The sequence below is a fragment of the Roseibium sp. QJM3NY_11 genome (genome assembly GCF_056173175.1).
On the sequence record NZ_CM149660.1, the window covers coordinates 2,881,832 to 2,903,124 of the forward strand.

The 21,293-nt window shown below is 60.8% G+C and carries 18 protein-coding genes; 11 read left to right on the forward strand and 7 right to left on the reverse strand.

Annotated features, from left to right (window positions below; all coding sequences use genetic code 11):
* Positions 1 to 2: 2 nt before the first annotated feature.
* Entirely contained in the window at positions 3 to 545 is a 543-nt protein-coding gene (locus AC0VX3_RS13405; protein WP_475525104.1) for a GntR family transcriptional regulator, read from the reverse strand.
* Between the two features lie 170 nt (positions 546 to 715).
* Here AC0VX3_RS13405 and AC0VX3_RS13410 point away from each other — a divergent pair, with 170 nt between their 5' ends.
* From AC0VX3_RS13410 to AC0VX3_RS13425, 4 genes are all read left to right on the forward strand, one after another.
* Positions 716 to 1,876 (forward strand): amino acid ABC transporter permease, encoded by a 1,161-nt coding sequence (locus AC0VX3_RS13410; RefSeq protein WP_475525105.1) that lies wholly within the window; start codon positions 716 to 718, stop codon positions 1,874 to 1,876.
* Positions 1,873 to 2,949: an amino acid ABC transporter permease gene (locus AC0VX3_RS13415; RefSeq protein WP_475525106.1), complete on the forward strand. Its 1,077-nt coding sequence runs from the start codon at positions 1,873 to 1,875 to the stop codon at positions 2,947 to 2,949. Before AC0VX3_RS13410 ends, AC0VX3_RS13415 begins: the two co-directional genes overlap by 4 nt.
* Before the next feature lie 140 nt (positions 2,950 to 3,089).
* Positions 3,090 to 4,127, forward strand: a complete 1,038-nt coding sequence (locus tag AC0VX3_RS13420) for a type 2 periplasmic-binding domain-containing protein (RefSeq protein WP_475525107.1) — start codon at positions 3,090 to 3,092, stop codon at positions 4,125 to 4,127.
* 269 nt (positions 4,128 to 4,396) lie between these two features.
* Positions 4,397 to 5,011: a protein-tyrosine phosphatase family protein gene (locus AC0VX3_RS13425; protein ID WP_475525108.1), complete on the forward strand. Its 615-nt coding sequence runs from the start codon at positions 4,397 to 4,399 to the stop codon at positions 5,009 to 5,011.
* 103 nt (positions 5,012 to 5,114) lie between these two features.
* Here AC0VX3_RS13425 and AC0VX3_RS13430 read toward each other — a convergent pair whose 3' ends face one another.
* The 5 genes from AC0VX3_RS13430 to AC0VX3_RS13450 form a co-directional block, all read right to left on the reverse strand.
* Complete coding sequence (locus AC0VX3_RS13430) at positions 5,115 to 7,871, reverse strand: cation-translocating P-type ATPase (RefSeq protein ID WP_475525109.1); 2,757 nt, start codon at positions 7,869 to 7,871, stop codon at positions 5,115 to 5,117.
* A gap of 24 nt (positions 7,872 to 7,895) precedes the next feature.
* Positions 7,896 to 8,828, reverse strand: coding sequence for a carbamate kinase (arcC, locus tag AC0VX3_RS13435; RefSeq protein WP_475525110.1), 933 nt, complete (start codon positions 8,826 to 8,828; stop codon positions 7,896 to 7,898).
* A 3-nt stretch (positions 8,829 to 8,831) separates the two neighbouring features.
* Positions 8,832 to 9,830, reverse strand: a complete 999-nt coding sequence (gene argF / locus AC0VX3_RS13440; RefSeq protein WP_475525111.1) for an ornithine carbamoyltransferase — start codon at positions 9,828 to 9,830, stop codon at positions 8,832 to 8,834.
* 30 nt (positions 9,831 to 9,860) lie between these two features.
* Entirely contained in the window at positions 9,861 to 11,087 is a 1,227-nt protein-coding gene (locus AC0VX3_RS13445) for an arginine deiminase (protein ID WP_475525112.1), read from the reverse strand.
* A gap of 73 nt (positions 11,088 to 11,160) precedes the next feature.
* A complete protein-coding gene (locus AC0VX3_RS13450; protein ID WP_475525113.1) occupies positions 11,161 to 12,600 on the reverse strand; it encodes a YfcC family protein in 1,440 nt (479 codons plus the stop codon).
* 218 nt (positions 12,601 to 12,818) lie between these two features.
* On the opposite strand from AC0VX3_RS13450, the gene AC0VX3_RS13455 reads away from it, so the two are divergent.
* From AC0VX3_RS13455 to AC0VX3_RS13465, 3 genes are all read left to right on the forward strand, one after another.
* Positions 12,819 to 13,193: a DUF1622 domain-containing protein gene (locus tag AC0VX3_RS13455; RefSeq protein WP_342892575.1), complete on the forward strand. Its 375-nt coding sequence runs from the start codon at positions 12,819 to 12,821 to the stop codon at positions 13,191 to 13,193.
* The gene (locus AC0VX3_RS13460) at positions 13,190 to 14,644 is read left to right on the forward strand and encodes a Na+/H+ antiporter NhaC family protein (RefSeq protein ID WP_475520963.1); all 1,455 of its coding nucleotides are present in this window, start codon (positions 13,190 to 13,192) and stop codon (positions 14,642 to 14,644) included. The genes AC0VX3_RS13455 and AC0VX3_RS13460 overlap by 4 nt, the downstream gene beginning before the upstream one ends.
* Before the next feature lie 315 nt (positions 14,645 to 14,959).
* A complete protein-coding gene (locus AC0VX3_RS13465; RefSeq protein WP_475520964.1) occupies positions 14,960 to 16,003 on the forward strand; it encodes an AbrB family transcriptional regulator in 1,044 nt (347 codons plus the stop codon).
* Between the two features lie 16 nt (positions 16,004 to 16,019).
* Here the strand turns inward: AC0VX3_RS13465 and AC0VX3_RS13470 are convergent, their stop codons facing one another.
* Positions 16,020 to 16,997 carry a LysR family transcriptional regulator gene (locus AC0VX3_RS13470; RefSeq protein ID WP_475520965.1) on the reverse strand — a complete coding sequence of 326 codons (978 nt, stop codon included), beginning with the start codon at positions 16,995 to 16,997 and terminating at the stop codon, positions 16,020 to 16,022.
* A 98-nt stretch (positions 16,998 to 17,095) separates the two neighbouring features.
* Between AC0VX3_RS13470 and AC0VX3_RS13475 the strand changes: the two genes are divergently transcribed.
* From AC0VX3_RS13475 to AC0VX3_RS13490, 4 genes are all read left to right on the forward strand, one after another.
* A complete protein-coding gene (locus AC0VX3_RS13475) occupies positions 17,096 to 17,965 on the forward strand; it encodes an HpcH/HpaI aldolase family protein (protein ID WP_475520966.1) in 870 nt (289 codons plus the stop codon).
* 328 nt (positions 17,966 to 18,293) lie between these two features.
* The gene (locus AC0VX3_RS13480; protein ID WP_342892580.1) at positions 18,294 to 19,145 is read left to right on the forward strand and encodes a tripartite tricarboxylate transporter substrate binding protein; all 852 of its coding nucleotides are present in this window, start codon (positions 18,294 to 18,296) and stop codon (positions 19,143 to 19,145) included.
* Positions 19,146 to 19,245: 100 nt separating this feature from the next.
* Positions 19,246 to 19,710, forward strand: a complete 465-nt coding sequence (locus AC0VX3_RS13485; RefSeq protein WP_342892581.1) for a tripartite tricarboxylate transporter TctB family protein — start codon at positions 19,246 to 19,248, stop codon at positions 19,708 to 19,710.
* A gap of 45 nt (positions 19,711 to 19,755) precedes the next feature.
* Positions 19,756 to 21,249, forward strand: coding sequence for a tripartite tricarboxylate transporter permease (locus AC0VX3_RS13490; protein WP_475520967.1), 1,494 nt, complete (start codon positions 19,756 to 19,758; stop codon positions 21,247 to 21,249).
* The last annotated feature ends 44 nt before the right edge of the window (positions 21,250 to 21,293 follow it).

Consider the following 21,293-nt stretch of genomic DNA (forward strand, 5'->3'; position numbering starts at 1 on the left):
CGTCAGCGGGACCCTTGCAGCTTCTCCGCTTCGATAACGCGGTTGAACAGGTCGATACTGTTTTGCGCCTCATAGGTCGCAAGGTGCAGGACAAGTCCGCGCAGCGCCTCTGCCGCGGCAGGAGCATCGGCCGCGAGGTCACTCATCTGCCAGCGCACGATCCGCCAGTAACTGGCTGAAAACGCATCCCGCAGGATCGGGTCCGGGATCAACGCGGACATCAGCGCATGCAACCGGCTTCTGATGTCGTATTGCAGATCGCGGTCGTCCTCCCCGGCCAGGGAGGCCAGTCCGGAAATCGCCAGAATGTCGGAATGCTGGGTGATGCTGAGCTTCGGAAGGTCCAGCAGAAGCACCGCTTCCAGGATGCCCTTGTGAACCAGCGCGTCCCGGGCGCGGTTTTCCGGCCTGAGTGGGACGACAGCCGTTCCGACCCCGCTGCGGGTTTCGACCAGCCGTTCGTAAGCCAGCCGTTGGAGGATCTGCCGGATGGGGGTGCGGGACATGCCGAATTCGGCAGTCAGCGTCGTTTCATGAAGAACCATGTCTTCATCCGGCGTCGCCAGACAGATCGACCGCCGCAACGCTTCGAGGGCGTACGCGTGTTTGCTTTCAGCTTGAGGACCTTGGGGCATGGTGTGTATTTCTTTGGCGGATGCCCGTTTGCAATTTTCAGGCATACCTGTATACAGGACGGAGTGATGTTCTAGTATACATGTATATTATGATTCCTTCGAGTGCGCCACCGCCCCGCAAACGACGCCTCCGGATCTCCGATGGTTTCGCCGCCCTGGCCGTTGTCCTTGTGGCCGCGCTTGCTGTCCTGAATATTCTGGCCAATCTCGAAGCCGCCGGCGCCAGTCCGGGATTCGGGTTTCTGGCACAGGAAGCCGGATTCGATGTCAGCGAATCCCTGATCCCCTATGCGTCCGGCGACACTTATCTGCGGGTCATCCTTGCGGGTGTCCTGAACACGATTCTCCTGGCCATTGTGTGCTGCGTCCTTTCGACCCTCATCGGGATCGGTTTCGGATTGCTGAGTGTCGGCCCGAGCCCGGTCGGCCGGGGGCTTGCACTCGCCTATGTCGATCTCTTCCGGAACCTGCCGAAAATACTTATTCTGCTGGTGGTCTACACGGCTGCGGTCAACGGCCTGCCGCATGTACGCGAGGCTCTTTCGCTGGGACCGTTTCACCTGTCCAACCGCGCCGTCAATTTCCCTGCGCCGGTCTGGAACCCCGGCACCTGGACCCTGCTGGTCGCCTTGTGCGCGGGACCGGGGGGAGGGCACCTGCTGGTGCGGCTGGCGGACCGGCGCCTGAGGTGCACCGGACGGCAGGTCCCCTGGTCGGTCCGCCTTGCGGTCGTCAGTTTCGCGGTCCTGCTGCCGTTTCTTCTCGGCCTCGGGATCGACTTTTCATTCCCCCGGATGAAAGGATTTGATTTTGAGGGAGGCGGGCGCATCTCCCTGCAGTTCGCGGTGGTGGCGGTGACACTGAGCATCTATCACGGGGCCCAGATCGCAGAGGTCGTACGCGGCGGGTTGCAGGCTGTCCCCGCCGGTCAGAGAGAGGCGGCCAAGGCGCTCGGTCTGACCTCGTGGCAGACGGTTCGGCTGGTCGTCCTGCCACAGGTGTTCCGCATCGTGGTGCCGCCGATGAACAACCAGTATGTCAACCTGATCAAGAACACGTCGATCGCCATCGCGGTCGGGTACTCAGACCTGATGTCGGTGTCCGGGACCATCATCAACCAGAGTTTCAAGCCACTGGAGATGATGCTGATCACGATGGCAATCTACCTTGTCATCTGCCTGTCGGTGACCACCTCGCTCAACCGCTGGCACCGGCGCCTGACGGTCAGGGAAAGCAGATGAGTTTCGCGAACAGAGTACCGGCACGTATTTCCGCATCGCTGAAGGCAGCGTTTTCTTCGCCGCTGGCGGCGGTTCTGTCCGTGGCGTCGGCTGTCTTGATCGTCACGATCGCGATTGTTGCGCTGAGATGGTCCGTTTTCCTGGCGGTGTGGCCCTGGCAGGACGCGGAGCTCTGTTCCGCTGCGCGGGGCCTTTGCTGGCCGTTCCTGGTCGAGAAGACGCGCTTCATCCTGTTCGGAACCTATCCTTACGACCTTCATGTCCGGCCGGCGGCGGTCTCGCTGCTGCTCTGCGGGCTGGCCGTTTTGACCTGCCGCCAGTTAACCGGGCGCGGACCGTCCCTGAGCGTGTGGCAACTGACGCTTGCCTGGTGTCTGTGCATCTGCCTTGCATTCGTCCTGATGGGTGGGGGAGTGTTCGGGCTGGAGGCGGTCGATCCGGTGCGCTGGAACGGGCTGCCGATCCTCCTGATGCTGTCGATCATCGCCGTGGCGCTCGCCTTTCCGCTGGGCATTCTGCTGGCACTGGCGCGGGTTCAGGACACGCACTGGTTCCTGTCCCGGTTCGCCACCGTCTATATCGAGATTGCCCGGGGCGTTCCGATGCTGACAGTCCTGTTCGTCGGCATTTTCGTTCTGCCCCTGACCCTGCCTGAAGGTGTCGGCGTGTCACCGGTGACGGCGACGCTGACCGCGCTGGTTCTCTTTCATGCGGCCTATTTCGCTGAAGACATGCGCAGCGGGCTCCTGTCTCTGCCGGCGGGGCAGGGCGAGGCGGCCAGGTCACTGGGCATGCCCTACTGGAAGGCGATGCGTCTGGTCGTGCTTCCCCAGGCGATCCGCCGGAGCCTGCCGTCCCTGGTGAACAGCACCATCGGTGCCTACAAGGACACCTCGCTGGTTGTTGTCGTGGGAATTCTGGACCTGACAGCAACCGCGCGCATGTCCTTCGGCGATCCGGGATGGCGTGGTCATGCCATCGAGGCCTATGCCCTCGTCGGTGTCTGGTTCTTCCTTTCCTGTGCATTCCTGTCGCGCACGGGCCGCCGGTTGCACAAGGGGAAGGCCGGGTGAACCGTGCCACGCCGCATGGGTGTGACGGAGCGCCGTTTTCGATAGTCAAGGCTTCAAGAAACTGTCATAGTATACCTGTATACAGGTATTGAGGCGCGTTTACGGAGCCTCCTTCGGACTGAAGGAAAAGGATGATCCCGATGAAGAAATTGTTGTCCTCAGCGATCGTGCTGACCAACATGCTACTGGCCGTTCCGGCCCATTCCGGACCGGTGCTTGACGATATCAAGGCGACTGACAAGCTGATCTGCCTGGTCAATCCGAATTCCCCCGGCTTTTCGGTGCCCGACAGTGAAGGCGTCTACCAGGGGTTCAACACCGATTTCTGCCGGATGGCGGCAGCGGCCATTCTCGGGGATGCGTCCAAGGCGGATATTCGCGGCATCGGGTTTTCCGATTCCATGAAAACGCTCGTGGCGGACGGTGCCCACATGGCCTCGCGCTCGATCACCGCGACCGGCACCCGCGATGCCGACCCGGGCATGGCGTTCGTCGTGACCACCTTCTACGACGGTCAGGGTTTCATGGTGCCCAGGTCGCTCGGCGTGAAAAGCGCGGCCGGGCTCAACGGCGCGACGGTCTGTGCCGAAGACGGGTCCACGACGCTGCTGAACATAGCCGACTGGTTCGGGGACCGGGATATCGCTTACCGGGTGGAGAACATCGCCGACAAGACGGCGCGCCTGGAATCCTTCTATTCGGGCAAATGCAACGTCTATGCGTCCGATGTCACCGCGCTCTTGAGCGACCGGTTACTGTCCGACACACCCGAGGAATACGTGGTTCTTCCAGAGGTCATTTCCGCCGAGCCGCTGACCCTAGTCACCCAGCCGGACCAGGCGCTGGAAGCCGCCGTCTTCTGGGCCTTTCAGGTCATGCTGAACGCCGACCAGTTCGGGATCAATTCCGAAAATGTCGCCGCTATTGCCGCGGATCTGGACAATCAGCCCAAAGGCGTCCGCCGGCTGCTGGCCACGGACAGCGCGACGGCCGAGATGGCCGGCAAGCTCGGCTTGCCGAAGGACTGGGCCTTTCAGGTTCTCAGCCAGGTCGGCGCGTATTCGGAAGTCTTCGAGCGCCATCTGGGCAAGGAAACCCCGTTCGGTATCGAACTGACGGAAACGGCGAACGCGCTGGTCGGCGATGGCGGTCAGATGATGGCCTATCCGATCCGCTAAAGGGAACCGCGGCAGCGGCAAGACCTCTGGCCGGCGGATGCAGGATCACGCATCCGCCGGTTTCAGGGTTGGGATCTGACAAAAACAAGAACAATACCAACCTCAACAAACAAGCCACCGGAGGCCCTGACATGAGCGTGTTCCGCCGCGTCGCGCGTCTTGGCCGATGTCCCACATCGCCCTGCGATACGCTCCTCACGGAACACGCTCATGTCAGGGTCGAACAGGTTCCTATTTGTTGAGGGTGGTATAAGTCTGGAAGACACCTGATGGAAAAATATCCCTCCGAAACACGTGCGCGGCTGATGGAAGACACAACAAGCATTCGCACCGTCATCGCGTGTCCGGGCGGCGGGCACATCGTCACCCTGGGTTTTCCCGGTCTGGCGTTCGATGTCCAGGGCGATGCCTACATCGATCCGGAGCGCCTGGAGGCGACCGTATCCGCACCCGCACTTTCTGACTGCAGGATCCTCGTCGTGCTCGTTGAAGGGGACGAAGTTCCGCCGGAGGCCTGGCAGCTTCTGCAAGGCGCGGCGGAGGCACGATCGATCCGGCTGGTTCACCTGCCCATCCCGGACTACCAGGTGCCGGACCAGGCTTTCATGACAGCCTGGCGGAACATGGATGGCGAGATGACCCGCGCCCTGACAACCGGCGGCACGGTTGCGCTCGCCTGCCACTACGGCGCCGGCCGCTCCGGCACCATCGCGGCCGGCATGCTGATCGAGCGTGGCTATCCGCTCGATCGGGCCATCGCCGTCATCCGCTCCGAATTTTCCGAATCCATCGAGAGCGAAATGCAACTGGAGTGGCTCCGCAAGATCGCACAGGAGCAGGGCGGGACCCCGCGAAGTGTGGTCTCGGTCCCAGGTGATCGTTGAAGGCCCGCGCAATGCCCCTAGACCTTGCGCTCAGGGCCAATCGGCACGCCGCCCTTCACGGCCGCCGCGGCGATGGAAACAAGTATCACCCACGGCCGCCGGCCTAGATGAACCTGAACCCGAAGACCTCCTTCAGCCCGGACAGGGCGAAGGTCGGGATCGCGGCAACGAAGGCACAGCCGAGCAGGACACCGAGGGGAAGTGGTGCGGTGCCGAGGACGAAATTGCCGAAAGGCGTGTAGATCGCGCCAGCGGAGAGCACCAGCGACAGTCCGATCGCCATCAGCAGTTTTGGGTTGCCGAAGGGGGACCGGCGGAAGAGGGTTGTTGTGGTGCGCGCGTCGAACACATGCCAGATCTGGGCAAACATGATGGTGACAAAGGCCATGGTCTGCGCGGTTTGCAGCTCCGCATCGCGTGCCAACGCGGTCTGGAACACCCAAAACGTGACGCCGCCGACGGCGAGGCCCCTCAGCACGATCCTTTCCTTCAGCCCGCCGGCGAAGATGTCTTCGTCGCGCGGTCGCGGCTTGCGCTCCATTATGTCGTCTTCACTTTCTTCGAAGCCGAGCGCCAATGCCGGAATTCCGTCGGAAACGAGATTGACCCAGAGGATCATCAACGGTGTCAGCGGCATCAAGGGATCGGCCCCCATCAGGATGAAGGCGAACAGGATGGTGGAGACTTCGGCGACATTCGCGGTCAGGGCCTGGCGGACGAACTTCAGCAGATTGTCATAGATGCGCCGTCCTTCGCGCACGGCCTGCACGATCGTCGAGAAATTGTCGTCCAGCAGCACCAGCGCGGCGCTGTCCTTGGCGACCGACGTTCCGGTGATCCCCATGGCCACACCGATATCGGCGGTGCGCAGGGCGGGGGCGTCATTCACGCCATCGCCCGTCATGGCCGCGACTTCGCCGTTGCGCTGCAGGGCACTGACGATGCGCAATTTGTGTTCCGGCGAAACCCTTGCGAAAACCGCCGCATTCACGACGACCCGCTCAAGCTCATCGTCATCCATCCGGTCCAGTTCGGCGCCGGTATGGACGGTCTGGTCGTCACGTGTCTTGATCCCGATCTGCTCGGCGATCGATTTGGCGGTGATGGCATGATCGCCGGTGATCATCACCGTGCGGATTCCGGCGCTGGTGGCGTCTGCGACGGCCTCTTTCACTTCCGGCCGGGGAGGGTCCATGATGCCGTGAATACCCAGCAGAACGATATCCTGTTCGGGGTTGTCCGGATCAATCGTGCCCTCTTCGGCCTGGCGATAGGCAACCGCCAGCGTGCGCAGGGCGTCGCTGCCGAAAGCGTCGATGATAGCTTCAATCTCGGCGCGGCGCTCTTCCGTCAACGGCACGTTCTGGCCGTCGATCCGCACTTCCTTGGCCCGGGCGAGGATGACGTCCGGGGCGCCTTTGGCGACAAGGTACTTGTTGCCGTCTGAAAGCCGCACATGCAGGCTCATCATCTTGCGCGTGCTGTCAAATGGGAAGGTCTGCAGGGTGTCGATCTTGCTGTCTTTCAGGCCCTGACGGGTGATGCCGACCTTTTGGGCCGCGACCACAAGAGCACCTTCCGTCGGATTTCCCTGAATGGTGTGCCGGCCATCGACCGTGATCAGCTCGGCGTCATTGCAATAGGCCGAGACGCGGAGCATCTGCTGCAGGTCTTCATTTCCCGAGGTATCCGCGGCCGCGCCGTCCTCGCCCAGAAAGTCTCCCGTGGGATCGAAGCCCTCGCCGGTGACGGCCCAGGTTTTGCCGCCCGCCCAGATGCGCATGACCTGCATCTGGTTTTGCGTCAGGGTTCCGGTCTTGTCGGAACAGATGACCGACGTGGTGCCAAGCGTTTCGACGGCGCTCAGCCGTCTGGCCAGTGCGTTGTTGCCGGCCATCCGCTGTGACCCGAGCGTGAGCACTATGGTAACGACAGTCGGCAGACCCTCGGGAATTGCGGCGACCGAAAGCGAGATGCCGGTGTTCAGCATTTCGGTCAGGTCCATGCCCTGCATGACACCGATGCCGATGACGATAGCCACCACGCTCAGAGCGGCTCCGATGAGAATTCGGGACAGGTTTTCGATCCGCTCCTGCAGGGGGGTCTTGGGCTCTTTCGCGGATGCCATCAGGCCCGCGATATGACCCACTTCCGTCGCCATGCCCGTTGCGGTGACGACACCCTGTCCGGTTCCATTGACCACCTTGGTCGACATGAAACCCATGTTGAGCCGATCCGCGAGCGCAACGTCCTCGCCGGTGATGGCGAGGGTGTGCTTGTCGACCGGCTCGGATTCGCCCGTCAGCGCGGCTTCGTCCACCTGCAACCGGTGTGCTTCGCTGAACCGGATATCCGCGGCGAGGATGTCGCCGGCCTTGAAACGCAGGATGTCACCGGGAACGATGTCGGCGGCGGGGATGTCGATCCAGTCTCCGTCCCGACGAACGAACGCATGGGGCGCTGCCATTTCGCGCAGCGCCGCGAGGGATTGCGCGGCACGGTGCTCCTGCAGAAAGGAGATGATCGCGTTGACCAGCACGATCACGCCGATCGCGATGGCGTCCACCCAGTGGCCCGTATAGCCCGAGATCACGGCCCCGCCGATCAGGATGATGAGAAGCGGGTTCCTGAACTGGGCGAGAAACAGCCACAGAGGCGAAATCTGTTCAGCCTCGTCAAGTTTGTTCGGCCCGGTTCGGGACAGTTTTTCCGCTGCCGCCTTGCTGTCCAGACCTCTCCCGAGATCCGCGCCGAATGTCTGCGCTGCCTGGTCGACGGAGATGCCCCAGGGCTCCCTGGGCGCCTCTGACGGTTCCGGGGGTTCCATTCCGGGCGACTGAACTGTGGCAGTTTTGGACATGTCAGAATCGTCCTTCTGTGACGGTCAGCTGTGAAATTCGATTTCGGCGCAATCCGGATCGATCGTCGTGCCCTTTTGCCCGCGCAGCGCACCTGGAATATCGGCGAGAGCGCAGATGACGGATTTTCCACCTGTGGAACGGGCGAAGTCCTGAGCCGATTTCACCTTGGGACCCATCGAACCGGCAGGAAAATCGAACTGGTCCATCTGGTCGGGAGAGGCCCGGCGAATGCCGCGTTGCCGCGGTGTGCCCCAGTCGAGATAGACAGCGTCCGCGTCGGTCGCGACCACAAAGACATCGGCATCGATTTCGCGGGCCAGCAGCGAGGAACAATGATCCTTGTCGATCACGCATTCCACTCCTTCAAGATTGCCGTCGCTGCCGTATCTGGTCGGTATGCCGCCGCCACCTGCGGCGACGACGACCGACCCTTTTTCCAGAAGCCAGCGAATGGGTCTGACCTGAAAGATGCGTTTGGGGGCAGGAGATGGCACCACCCGGCGCCAGGCGTCGCCGTCGCGCTTGACCGACCAGCCCTTTTCGGCCGCGTTGGCCTTTGCCTCCGTCTCGGAATAGACCGGACCGATGAACTTGGCCGGATCGGCAAAGGCCGGGTCGTCCGGATCGACTTCGACCATTGTCAGGACGGTGGCAAGAGGCTTTTCAAAGGGCAGAAGATTGCCCATTTCCTGCTCGATCATGTAACCGATCATGCCCATGGTTTCGCCCACCAGAACGTCCAGCGGGTATTCGTCCACGTCGGTGTAGGCCGCCTCCTGGAGGGCAAGAAGTCCGACCTGCGGGCCATTGCCGTGGGTCACGACGAGTTCATGGTCTTCCGCCAGCGGCGCCAGGGTCCGGGCGGCAATGCGCACATTCTGACGCTGGTTGTCGGCGGTCAGCGCCTGACCGCGCCGCAACAGCGCATTGCCTCCAAGGGCCGCCACGATACGCATGGCTCAGGACCCCAGGGTTGCAACGAGGATGGCCTTGATCGTGTGCATGCGGTTTTCCGCCTGTTCGAACGCGATGTTCATCTCGCTTTCGAACACCTCGTCTGTCACCTCCATCTCGGTGATCCCGAATTTTTCGTGGATGTCCTTGCCCACGCCGGTCTCCAGATTGTGGAAGGCGGGGAGGCAGTGCATGAATTTGGCGTTGGGATTGCCGGTCTTTTTCATCAGATCCATGTTGACCTGATACGGGGACAACAGCTTGATCCGTTCCGCCCAGACTTCCTTGGCTTCTCCCATCGAGACCCAGACATCGGTGTGAATGAAGTCCGCTCCCTCAACCGCATTGATGTCATCGGTGATTGTCACGCGTGCTCCCGATTGAGTTGCCCGTTCCGTTGCGAGGGCGCGCACGTCATCATGGGGCTGGACCTCCTTCGGGGCGATCATTCTCACGTCACAGCCCATGATCGCTCCCAGCATCAGCAGCGAGTTGCCCATGTTCGACCGGCAATCGCCGGAATAGGCGAATACGATATCCTTGCGCGGCTTGTCGGCGTGTTCGACCATGGTCTGCATGTCGGCCAGCATCTGTGTCGGGTGCCAGTCGTCCGTCAGGCCATTGTAGACGGGCACGCCGGCGTATTTTGCCAGTTCCTCGACCATGTCATGCCCGGCGCCGCGGAATTCGATGGCGTCAAACATGCGGCCCAGCACCCGCGCGGTGTCCTTCATCGATTCCTTGTGACCGATTTGAGACCCCGACGGATCCAGATAGGTGATGTTGGCGCCCTGATCGTAGGCCGCGACTTCAAAGGCGCAGCGGGTGCGGGTCGAGGTCTTTTCGAAGATCAGGCAGATATTCTTGCCCTTGAGAGACTGCTGTTCCGAATGGGCATATTTGGCGCGCTTGAGGTCACGCGCCAAGTCAAGCAGAAACAGCATTTCGCGCTGCGTGAAATCCGCGATTTTCAGATAGCTGCGGCCCTTGAGATTGAACGCCATTGTGATCTCCCCTTGGATATTCGAATGAAATCAGTAAACCGGGTCGCGCAGGATCGGGCAGGTCATGCAATGCCCGCCGCCACGGCCACGGCCCAGTTCCTGTCCGTTGATCTCGATCACCTCGACACCGGCACTGCGCATGCGTTTGTTGGTGAAGGTGTTGCGCGCATAGCCGATGACGACACCGGGTTCGAGAGCAACGACGTTGTTGCCGTCGTCCCACTGCTCGCGTTCCGCCTGGAATTCGTTGCCACCGGTGCCGATCACGATCAACTCGCCAAGACCCTGCACCTCCTTGTAGACGTCGAAGATCGAGCCGGTTTCCTTGCGGGTGTCGATGCCGCCCTTGCCGTCGGGACGCAGCGAGAAACAGGTGATCGCGTCGGCGACCTCGTGGAACGCGGTGACCTTGTCCTGCTCCAGACAGGTGAACACCGTGTCCAGATGCATGGCCGCGCGTGATTTGGGCATGACACAGGCCACTACACGTTCTGCACCGCCTGCCGCGAACAGGTTCTGCGCGACCTGAGTGACGGCCTGGCGTGTGGTTCGCTCGCCCATTCCGATGAAAACAGTGCCGTTTCCGATCGGCATGACGTCACCGCCTTCCATGGTGGCGTTCTGGAAATTCTCGTCGCTGTCGCCCCACCAGATATCGAACTCGGCGTTCATGAACATGGGATGGAACTTGTAAACCGTGCGCTGAAACAGCGTTTCGGGCCGCCGCGCCGGCCAGAACATCGGGTTGCAGGTGACGCCGTTGTAGATCCAGCAGGACGGGTCGCGCTGGAACTGGGCGTTGGGAACGGCCGGGATCAGGAATTCGCTGCCCGGAAGCTCGGCCTTGGCCAGACGGGTGAGTTCGCCCTCGGGGACATCCGAAACGATGACGCCTCCCATCAACTGCCGGGCCAGAGCCGCGCCACTCAGCTCGTCGAGCCAGGGACGCATTGCCTGCGCCAGGCCCGGGCCGACGGCGTTGGCCGTGATCAGTCGGTCGAGCACGAAGGCGCGCGCGCCCGCGCTCTGGTCGATGGTTTCCGCCAGAAGGTCCTGAATATCATGGACCTCGATATCGCGGCTCTCCATCACCCGGACGAATTCGGCATGGTCTTCGCGCGCTTTTTCGACCCAGATCACATCGTCGAAGAGCAATTCCTCACAATTGTTCGGGGTCAGTCGGTCATGGGCAAGAGAGGGACGTGAAACCATGACTTTTCTGAGTTTGCCGACTTCTGAATGCACGCCGAATTTCATGCTGACCTCCCAAGAACATTTGAAACCCGGACGCCACGGCCTGACGCGTTGCCCGAATTCCTGAAGATGCGGTTCAACTCATTGCCGCGCCAAGGCTGAGGGTCGCCACGATAATGACCGCGAGTACAAGCAGAAGCGGGGCGACAAAACGCAGCCAGCGGTCGTAGGAAACGCGGCCGATGGCGAGGCCCCCCATGACGACTGCAAACGTCGGATTGAACAGGTTCACCCAGCCGTTTGCCGATTGATAGGCCGTCACGACGAGATCGCGGCCGACACCTGCAAAGTCCGCCAGCGGCGCCATGATCGGCATCGACAGGGTCGCCAGCCCCGAAGAGGAGGGCACCAGGAAAGACATCAGGATCTGGATGCCGAACATGACGGTGATGAAGAGAAATTCGCTCAGGCCGGAAACGACGCCCTCGGCGCCGGCGAGTATCGTGTCCGTGATCTTGCCTGCGTCCATGATCACGACGACACCCCGTGCCACGCCAATGATCAGGGCCACGCCCAACAGGTCACGCGCGCCGTCGACAAAGGTTTCCACAAATGTGGCCTCGTCCATGCGCGAGCCCTCGTCGAACTTGCCGATCCACCAGACCAGGATGGACATGGTGAGAAAAAGCCCCGACATTTCGCCCATCCACCAGTCCAGCGCGACCACACCATAGATCATGACCGCGAAGGTCAGGCCGAACAGCGTCAGGATAAACGTGCGGGTTCCCGTGAGATCGGGAAAGGAATCGTCCTCACCGGCTCCTTTCAGGAAATGAGCCCGATTGTCTTCCGCCTGGTCCGCGACAACCGACGCGGAGGCATCCGCCTTGACGCGTGTCGCATAGCGCATGACGAAGGCGATGCCGGCAGCAAGGCACAGGGCAAGAATGACGAAGCGCAAGACGATCCCGTCGGTGAAAGGGATGCCCGCGCCCTGTGAGGCGACAACGGTCGCGAATGCGTTGAAGGTCGAGCCGAGCGTGCCGATCCCGGCGCCGAGCATGATCACGGCAACTCCCGTCAGCGCGTCGTAGCCGGCGCGTATGAACACGGGGATGATCAGCGCGTAGAAGGCCAGGGATTCCTCCGCCATCCCATAGCTTGTTCCGCCGAAAGCGAAGGCGGTCATGAGGATCGGGATCATCAGGATCTCGCGCCCCGCCAGCCGGTGCAGCAGCCAGCCGATGCCGGCATCAATCGCGCCGGTTTTGGTGACGACCATCAGAAACCCGCCGATCACCAGAACGAAAAGCGCAACATCGATCGCCGCGCTCGAGGAACTGCCCAGCAGGCCGGGATCGTACATTCCGGCGATGGGCGCCAGGATGACGGCCGTGAGGCCCTGGGGATTGGGATCGACCCTGTGATATGTTCCGGGCACCGGCGCCTCGCTGCCGAGCGCCTCGTTCATGGCGCGCTGATATTCACCGGCGGGTATGACCCAGGTCAGCGCGGCGACAATCGCGATCAGTGCGAACAGTATCGTGAAGGCTGTCGGAAATTTGAACCGAGCCATAAAAGGCCTCCCGTAAAATATCACAAGGGAAGGTTAGCGGATCAGGAAAACAGATCAATGACTTTCTGGAGACGGTTATTTGAGACTTGCGTGGTTGCGGGTCTCGATGCCCCTTGACTGGTTGTGGTAAATACTTACCAATTTGCCAGGAACCGAATTTTCTGGAAAGACAAGTTTGGAAGCTGTTTTCCTGTTATTGAGCCGACCGGACAACTCTCATGCCCCTTATCGAACAAATTGCAGATGTCGTGGATGGCCTGGCGGTGTGTGTGCTGTTGACGGGGCTGGTGATTTCAGTCGTGGCCACCATCAGGAATGCGCGCGCCGCCGATACGCCCTTCATCGAGACCATGACGGGCGATGTCCTGCGGGGATTTCGCATTTCGCTCGGCCGCTGGCTGCTCACGGCCCTGGAAATCCTCATCGTGTCCGACATTCTGCATTCCATCGCGCATCGCACACTGGAGGAAGTGGCGTTTCTCGGGGGTGTCGTCGCGATCCGGATATTGCTGTCCTATTTCCTGGATCATGACATTGAACGGATGGAACGGCAGCCGTCCAAGGCCGGCCGGACTGAGGACCCCTTGCCATGAACCTTGACGCGCGAACACCGTCCCTGGCCTGGTCGCTGGTTCCGGTTGTTTCGCTGATGGCGCTTCTGGCGTTGGCCTATGCCCTTTTTGGAGAGGAAGCCGCCGGGGGAGCGAACCAGATCGCATTGCTGTTTTCAGCCTTGATTGCAGTGTTCGTCGGGGGGCTTCACGGTTATTCCTGGACGGAGATGTCGGAAGCGGCCCGCGACAGCGTCATGACCGGCGTCGGCGCCGTGTTCATCCTGCTCGCGGTGGGCTCCCTGATCGGAACCTGGGCGATGAGCGGCACCCTGATGGCGATGGTCTACTGGGGTTTGAAAATTCTGTCGCCCGACTATTTCTATTTCACCGTCGTTCTGATCTCTGCTGCGCTGGCCTTGTGCATCGGCAGTTCCTGGACAGTGGTGGGAACCCTCGGCATCGGGCTGATGGGCATTTCGCAGCAGATGGCGCTGGATCCCGTCATAACGGCCGGGGCGGTCATCTCCGGCGCCTATTTCGGAGACAAGTCATCGCCGCTTTCGGACGCGACCAATCTGGCGACGGCCGCGGCGGGGGCGGATCTCTATTCGCACATAGTCGAAACGCTGTGGACATCGGTCCCGACGCTGCTGATCACGCTGCTGGTCTTCTGGAGCCTTGGCCAACCGGGTGATTTCGATGCCAGCGGTATCACCGGAGGCATTGCGGCAAACTACAATGTCGGCATCTTGCCGTTTTTGCCCCTGGTCCTGGTTCTGGGGCTCGCGGTCCTGCGCTATCCGCCCTTCGTCACCATCTTTCTGGGTGCCTTGTCCGGTGGTGTCATTGCCATCATCGTTGCCCCCGGCAACGTGATTGCCCTGGCGGGCGATCCGGACCTTCCGGTGGCGCTTGCCATGATCAAGGGGGTGTGGACCGCGATGGCGGACGGCAACGTGTCCGCGAGCGGATATGATGTTCTGGACCGGTTCCTCAGTAGGGGCGGGATGTCCTCCATGCTTGTGACTGTCTGGCTGATCCTGACAGCGCTGGCCTTCGGTGGTGTCGTGGAAAAGATCGGTGTCCTCGACCGGTTGCTGGCACCGGTTCTTGCGGCGGCCAATACCGCGGGACGGCTGATCTCGGCGCTGGTCGTGGCGGCGATCGGCACCAACGCCCTGGCATCCGATCAATATATCGCGATCGTGCTGCCAGGCCGGATTTTCCAGAAGGCCTTCAGAAAACTGAACCTGGCTCCGGTTGTCCTGTCCCGCGCCGTCGGGGATTCCGCCACCGTCACAAGCGCCCTCGTGCCCTGGAACAGTTGCGGCGCCTACATGGCCGCAACCTTGGGCGTCGCCACGGTCTCCTATGCGCCCTATGCGGTCTTCAACCTGCTGAACCCGCTCGTGACGATCGCCTTCGCCTTCGCCGGTTTCCGGATGATCGCCAGGCGCGATGGTGCAGCCGAACCGGAAGGCCAGGCGTAGGCTCCACGAAGATTGTTCATTCGCATTCAAGCCTCGACCAAATCCTGGTTGTCCACAGACCCTTGAATTGCAGTGAGGAGGGCGGCGCTGTCACCCGGATCGATGTCGAAGACCGGGCCGATCGGCGCCGCCACGCTCGTCCCAGGCGCCCTAGACCTGGCCCCACCTGACGGGGTCGCTGGACGTCGCGTTTGATTATTGGCTGGCGCTCTCTCATTCAGCGGTTTCAAGATTTGAAACTTTCGTATACCATTGTATGCCATTTCACAATTTCAGAGAGGTCTCGCTTTGCTTTTTGGATCGAAGGCGAGTGCGGTGCTGCAGACTTTGTTGACTTTTGTCATTTCAGGGGCCGGTGCCGCCATATTCTGGGCGCTGGATTTGCCGCTGCCATTTCTGTTCGGGCCGTTGTTTGCAAGCCTTCTGGCGGCGCTTTCCGGTGTACGCCTGCGCGGCGCAGGTCAGGTCTCGGTCGGTGCCCGGACCATTCTGGGTGTTGCGGTCGGGGCGTCCATCACGCCACTCGTCCTCAATCAGATACCGCATATGCTGGTCTCGATCGCGCTTGTGCCGCTCTACATTCTTGCGATCGCAGCGGTCGGCGTGCCGTTTTTTTGCAAGGTCTGCAAGTTTGACAGGGTCACGGCCTATTATTCCGCCATGCCCGGCGGTTTGCAGGACATGGTGATTTTCGGGCAGGAAGCGGGGGGAGATGTTCGCGCGCTGTCCCTTGTTCATGCCACGCGCGTTCTGGTCATTGTCAGTCTGGCACCGATCATTCTGACGCAGATGATGGGTTTCGGACTGGACAACCCGGTTGGAGAACCGGCATCAGAACTGCCGCCGTTCGAAATGGCCCTCATGGTGATTGCCGCCCTGGTGGGCTGGAAGGGCGGGGAGAAGATAGGCCTGTTCGGCGCATCGATCCTGGGGCCGATGATCGTTACGGCTGCCCTGTCGCTTCCGGGCATCATACTCCACCGGCCACCTTCAGAAGCAATTCTGTGCGCGCAGTTCTTCATCGGAATGGGTATTGGCGTCGGGTACGTCGGCATAACCTTGAGGGAGCTTCGCCAGTTCGTCGCGTCGGGGATCGCCTATGTCCTGTTGCTCGCTGCTCTGGCGCTGGTATTCACCGAGATCGTGGTGACATCCGGTCTTGCTGCTCCCCTCGATGGACTTCTGGCGTTTTCTCCGGGGGGGCAGGCCGAGATGACCGTATTGGCGATCATCGCCGGTGCGGACCTGGGATATGTTGTGGTTCACCATCTCACACGGATGATCTTTGTCATCACGGGCGCACCGCTTCTTGCGAAGTTCTTCCTGGCGCACAGGAAAAACGACCAAGACCAGGACTGACCGGTCTTTCGGGCCGTTACAGCATTTCGCCTCTCAGGCTGTGTTCAGCCAGCATGGTCGAATGTGCCTGAATCCGGGTTTTGAATTCGCCGACGAAGGCGACGGTGAGTTGGGACCGAGTTGCGAATTTTGGAAACACGAGCGCAAGAATGAGTTCCACATGCGGCTCGAACGGGATGGCGACCACGTCCGGATCATTGATATCAAGCACAAATGGATGCGCCAATGCGACGCCCATGCCCCGCTTGACCATCGGCAGGGCAACACCTGACTGGTTGACCTCGACGACAATAAGGTCGGAAATTCCGAACTGGTCGAATGTGTCGCGCAGGGCGAAGCCGGGCGGTGTCTCCGGGCCCTGGGCCATAACGGTTTCATTTCGCAGCAATTCCGGCGTGATCACGGCGTGTTTCTGAAGGTGATGTCCCCGTGGCAGCAGGCAAACCATTTCCGTCTTGAGCAGCGGCTGAATGTCCAGTCCATTGCCGTTGACGGGCAGAAATGTCAGGCCGACTTCAGCGTTTTCGGTGCGGACCTGATTGGCAACATCGGATGCGGTCATCGACATTATTCTGAGGCGGACGCTTGGCCGGGACTTGCGAAAATCCGAAATGGCGTCCGGGATCAGATTGTTGATCATGGTCGGAACGCTGGCGATTGACAGGTGACCTGCCTTGGCATCGCGCAGACCTTCCACCTGATTTCTCAATGCGCCCATCTGGGCAATCAGTTTCGTGATGTCGGGCAGGATTGCCCTGGCTTCCGCCGTCAACTGCAAGGTACGTCCGACCCGCTTGTAAAGGGTCAGACCCAGCAGGCTCTCCAGATCCCGGAGGATCTGGCTGACGGCGGGCTGGGAAATCCGAACCAGCCGGGCGGTTTCGGTAACGTTCTGGGTTAATGCGAAGATCCGGAAAATTTCCAGGTTTCTGAGCTTGGGGTCCAATTGTGCCTCCGAAAAAATATATAAGTTATAGCTTATATCAAAATTCAAAATTTGTATTGGATCTGATGAAATGAAAATTGCAAAACAGATTTATAGCGCTGCCGAAGCGCCGAGATTGGCAATTTTTTTGAAGTCAGGACAAGAGTATGAGCGATTTACCGAGGTTGAACGGGGCGATCAGGGCGTTTGAAAACGGAGCAATTGCACTGACTGCTTTTTCCGTGGCCGAGATTACCGCCGCACAGGCGATCGACGCTGCCGACTATGATGCCGTTGTCTTCGAGATGGAGCACAACCCGTTTGATGTGACCCTCCTGCGCAACTGTCTGCAATACATGATTGACCGGCGCAGGGTTGCCAGTTCGGGCAGTGTCGCTCCGTCCGTTACACCAATGGTGCGCCTTCCTTCCAACGGGGTCGAGCGCAACCAGTGGATGGCCAAGCAGGTCCTGGACATGGGCGTTTACGGAATTCTCTGGCCGCATGTCTGCACGGTCGAGGATGCCAGAGCCGCGGTCGCCGCATGCCGGTATTCCCGTCCCGCCGGATCCGCCAATTTCGATCCCGCCGGCCAGCGCGGCGACGGTCCCGGGATTGCTGCCAAATACTGGGGTCTGACCCAGCAGGAGTATTATTCGCGTGCCGATGTATGGCCGATCGATCCCAAGGGCGAAATCCTTGTCGGCATGATGTGTGAAAAGGTCGAGGCCTGGAAGAACCTTCCCGACATTCTCGATCAGGTTCCCGGAATCGGCCTTGTGGTCATCGGCGAAGGGGATCTGTCACAGGACCTTGGCTTTCCGCGCCAGTACGACCATCCGAAAGTTGTCGAGGCGATGACCGATATTCGTCGCATATGCACGGAGAAGGGCGTTGTCTGCGGCCACCCGCACGTCAATCCGAACAACATCGACGGGTTGATCGATGAAGGCTACCGGTGGCTGATGGCATCGCCCACTCGTTCCTTCGCCGCCCTTGAAAAGGGCCGTGCCCGTCTTTCCGGGCAAGCGAAGTGACGTTCCGGTGCCAGACCCCGGCAGCCGGGGCCGGACCGTGGCGTGTTGCGAAACGCGCGATGATGAGGGAGGGCCGCACGATAAAATCCGGAAAATGAAGCCGTTAGTTCAATGGCTTCGAGACCTGTCAGTTCGGTATTACACGGAGGAGGACCGGCGGGTGACACCAATCGCGAACAGAATTTCCATGGGAGGAAATACTATGAATTACCTGGGACTTTCCACAATTTGCAAAGGTGCAAAAGCGGCAGCCTTTGCCATGGCGGCCTCTGCCGCCCTCAGCGCGGCAACGCCCGCATCGGCCGAATATCCGGATGGAGATATCCGAATGGTTATCCCGTTCGGCGTTGGCGGTGGCAGTGACACGCTTGCCCGCACGATCGTCGGCGTGATCGACGAATTGAAATTGCTGCCGGTCAGCATCTATCCGGAGAACCGTCCAGGGGGGAGCGGTGCTATCGGCTATACCTTCGTCGCTGGCGAAAAAGGCAATCCGAATGTCGTCGCGACCGTCAGCGTCAGCTTCTTCACCACGCCGCTGCGCGGGGCGTCACCGGTCAGCTACAAGGATTTCACCCCGCTGGCCGCGATCTCGATCTCGCCCTACATCATGGCCGTTGCCAAGGACTCGCCGATCCAGTCCCTTGACGATGTCAAGGCGGCGGGCCGGCTGACGACGGCCACCGTTGGTGTGGTTTCGGATCCAGCCCTGCTTGCCGCGCTCACGTCCAAGGCGCTTGACGTGAAAATCGATGCGGTCCCGTTCGACGGGGAAGGCGAGGCCATGGCCGCTGTGCTGGGCGGCCATCTCGATTTTGTATTCATGAACCCCAGCGAGATCCTGCCTCAGATCGAAACGGGGGCGATGCGCGCGATCGCGGTGAGCACCGCTGATCGCATTGCCGCCTTGCCGGAAACGCCCACATTCACCGAACTGGGATATGATATCGAGCATACCCAGTTGCGCGGTCTGGTGATGCCTGCCGATGTTCCGCCGGAAGTCGTGGCCTATTGGGAGGATATTCTGAAACAGGTCGCCGCAAGCGATGAGTGGCGCACCCAGTATATCGATCGCTATCTTGACGAACCTGCGTTTCTGACCAGCGCGGAATATCAGAAGAAGATCGAAGAAACCAACGAGCGCTACAAGGCTCTGATGGAAGAGCTGGGCCTCCGTTAAAGGCACGGCTTCAGGGCTCCGGGGAAATCTGTTCCTTCCCCGGAGCCGGGCTTCCGGTCACGTGTTTCATACTGCGTATCCAAGGATAAAAGGTCCCAAGATGACCAATCGGGTTGATCAGCTGTTTGCGGTGTTCTTGATATTTTTCGGCTGTTACGTCGTCTGGGCGGGAACGGACTATGGATACATGCGGGGCACGACACCTGGTCCAGGGTTCTTTCCGGCTATCGTGGGAGGCGTGATCGTCGTCCTGAGCGTGGTCAACCTGGTGCGCAGTCTCGCTGGCTCGGAACGCCTGGCGGACAGCATGAAGCTGATTGACCTGGCCAAGATCGCGGGCATTTCCCTGGGGCTGCTCGGGGTTGTTCTGCTGACACCGTATCTGGGCCTCATGGTGGCTGTCGCGCTGCTGATGCTGGTCGTCGGTTTCACGATTAATCCGACGCTGGACAAAAAGTTCCTGCTGCGCCTGCTCCCGACCTGCGCGCTTTTTCCCGTGTTCCTGAAGTTCGGTTTCGGGCATTTGCTGGGCATACCGGTCCCGGTCAACCTGTTCGGTTTTTAAGCTGCGCGCCCCAAGCCGGCACACAGGACACCAAAGGATCCACAAATGGAAATATTCTTTCTGCTGTTCGAAGGTATCGCGCAGGCGGCACAGCCCGCGACCTTGAGCGCGACATTGTTCGGGGTCGTCATCGGGCTGTTCATCGGGGCCTTGCCGGGGCTCGGCCCCACTGCTGGCGTCGCCATCATGCTGCCGGTGGCAATCGGTTTCGGCGGCGTTCCGGCATTGGCCTGTCTGGCCGGCGTCTACTACGGGGCCATGTTCGGCGGAGCGGTCACCTCCATCCTGTTGGGTATTCCAGGAGACGCCCCCTCTGTGATGACCGTGCTGGACGGCCACCCGATGGCCAGGAACGGGGAAGCTGGCCGTGCCCTCGGGATGAGCGTGTTCGCGTCTTTCTTCGGCGGCATGATCGGTCTGCTTGGTCTGGTCGTCCTGTCCATACCGATCGCGAAGGCCGCCCTGGCCTTCGGGCCGACGGAGATGACGGCCCTGATGTGCCTGGCCTTGTCCCTGGCAAGCGTGCTGGGCGGGGCCAATCCCTTCAAGTCCTTTGTGGCGCTGGGGATCGGCTTCTGGCTCGGCATGATCGGCATCGACCCCATCGCGGGCCCCATCCGGTTCAACTTCGGCTTTATCGAACTGTTCGAGGGGCTTGATTTTGCTATCATCGCCGTTGGCCTGTTCGGGTTGACGGCCATCTACACCAGTCTCGGGTCCGACGTGAAAAACGAGATGGTGAGCTTCAAGTTCTCAAATCTCTTTCCAAGATTGAAGGACGCGCTGCAGTCCAGGTGGGCCTTGCTGCAAGGCGCGGTGATCGGAGTGTTTGTCGGTGTGCTGCCGGGGGTGGGCGCAACAACGGCGACGATGATTTCCTATGCGCTTGCGAAACGGTCCTCGAAGACCCCGGCCAGATTCGGTTCGGGCGCCATCGAGGGGATCGCGGCTCCGGAATCCGCCAACAACAGCGCCTCCTATTCCTCGATGATCCCGCTCTTCACGCTCGGCATTCCCGGGTCGGCGACCACGGCCGTCATGATGGGCGGGCTGCTCATGCTCGGCCTGCAGCCCGGCCCCTTGCTGTTCACCAACAACGGCGACTTCATCTGGACCGTCTTCGGGAGCTTCTGGATCGGAAACCTGATGCTGGTGTTTCTGACCTTGCTGTTGACGCCGTTGCTGGCAAGCGTCCTCTTCATTTCCACGGCGCTCCTGTATCCGGCGGTGCTGGCGACCGTGGTGTTCGGCGTGTTCGCGATCGAATATTCCATGAGCGCGGTGATCATCACGCTTCTGGCGGGCACCTTCGGCCTGATCCTCCTGAAACTGGAATACCCGCCTGTGCCGCTCATTCTGGGTCTGATCATCGGCCCGATGCTAGAGCGCAACATTCGCAGGACCCTGATCCAGTCCGAAGGCGATCTGTTTGTGTTCCTCGAGCGCCCGATCGCGCTCTCCCTGTTCGTCCTCACGGCACTGGTCATCCTGTCGCCGCTGATCGGACGCTTCATCCGGAAACCTGCGGCCCCGGCCTGAAACAGACCGGCCCCCCCGGGTTTCACTCTCATCAACAAGCAAGG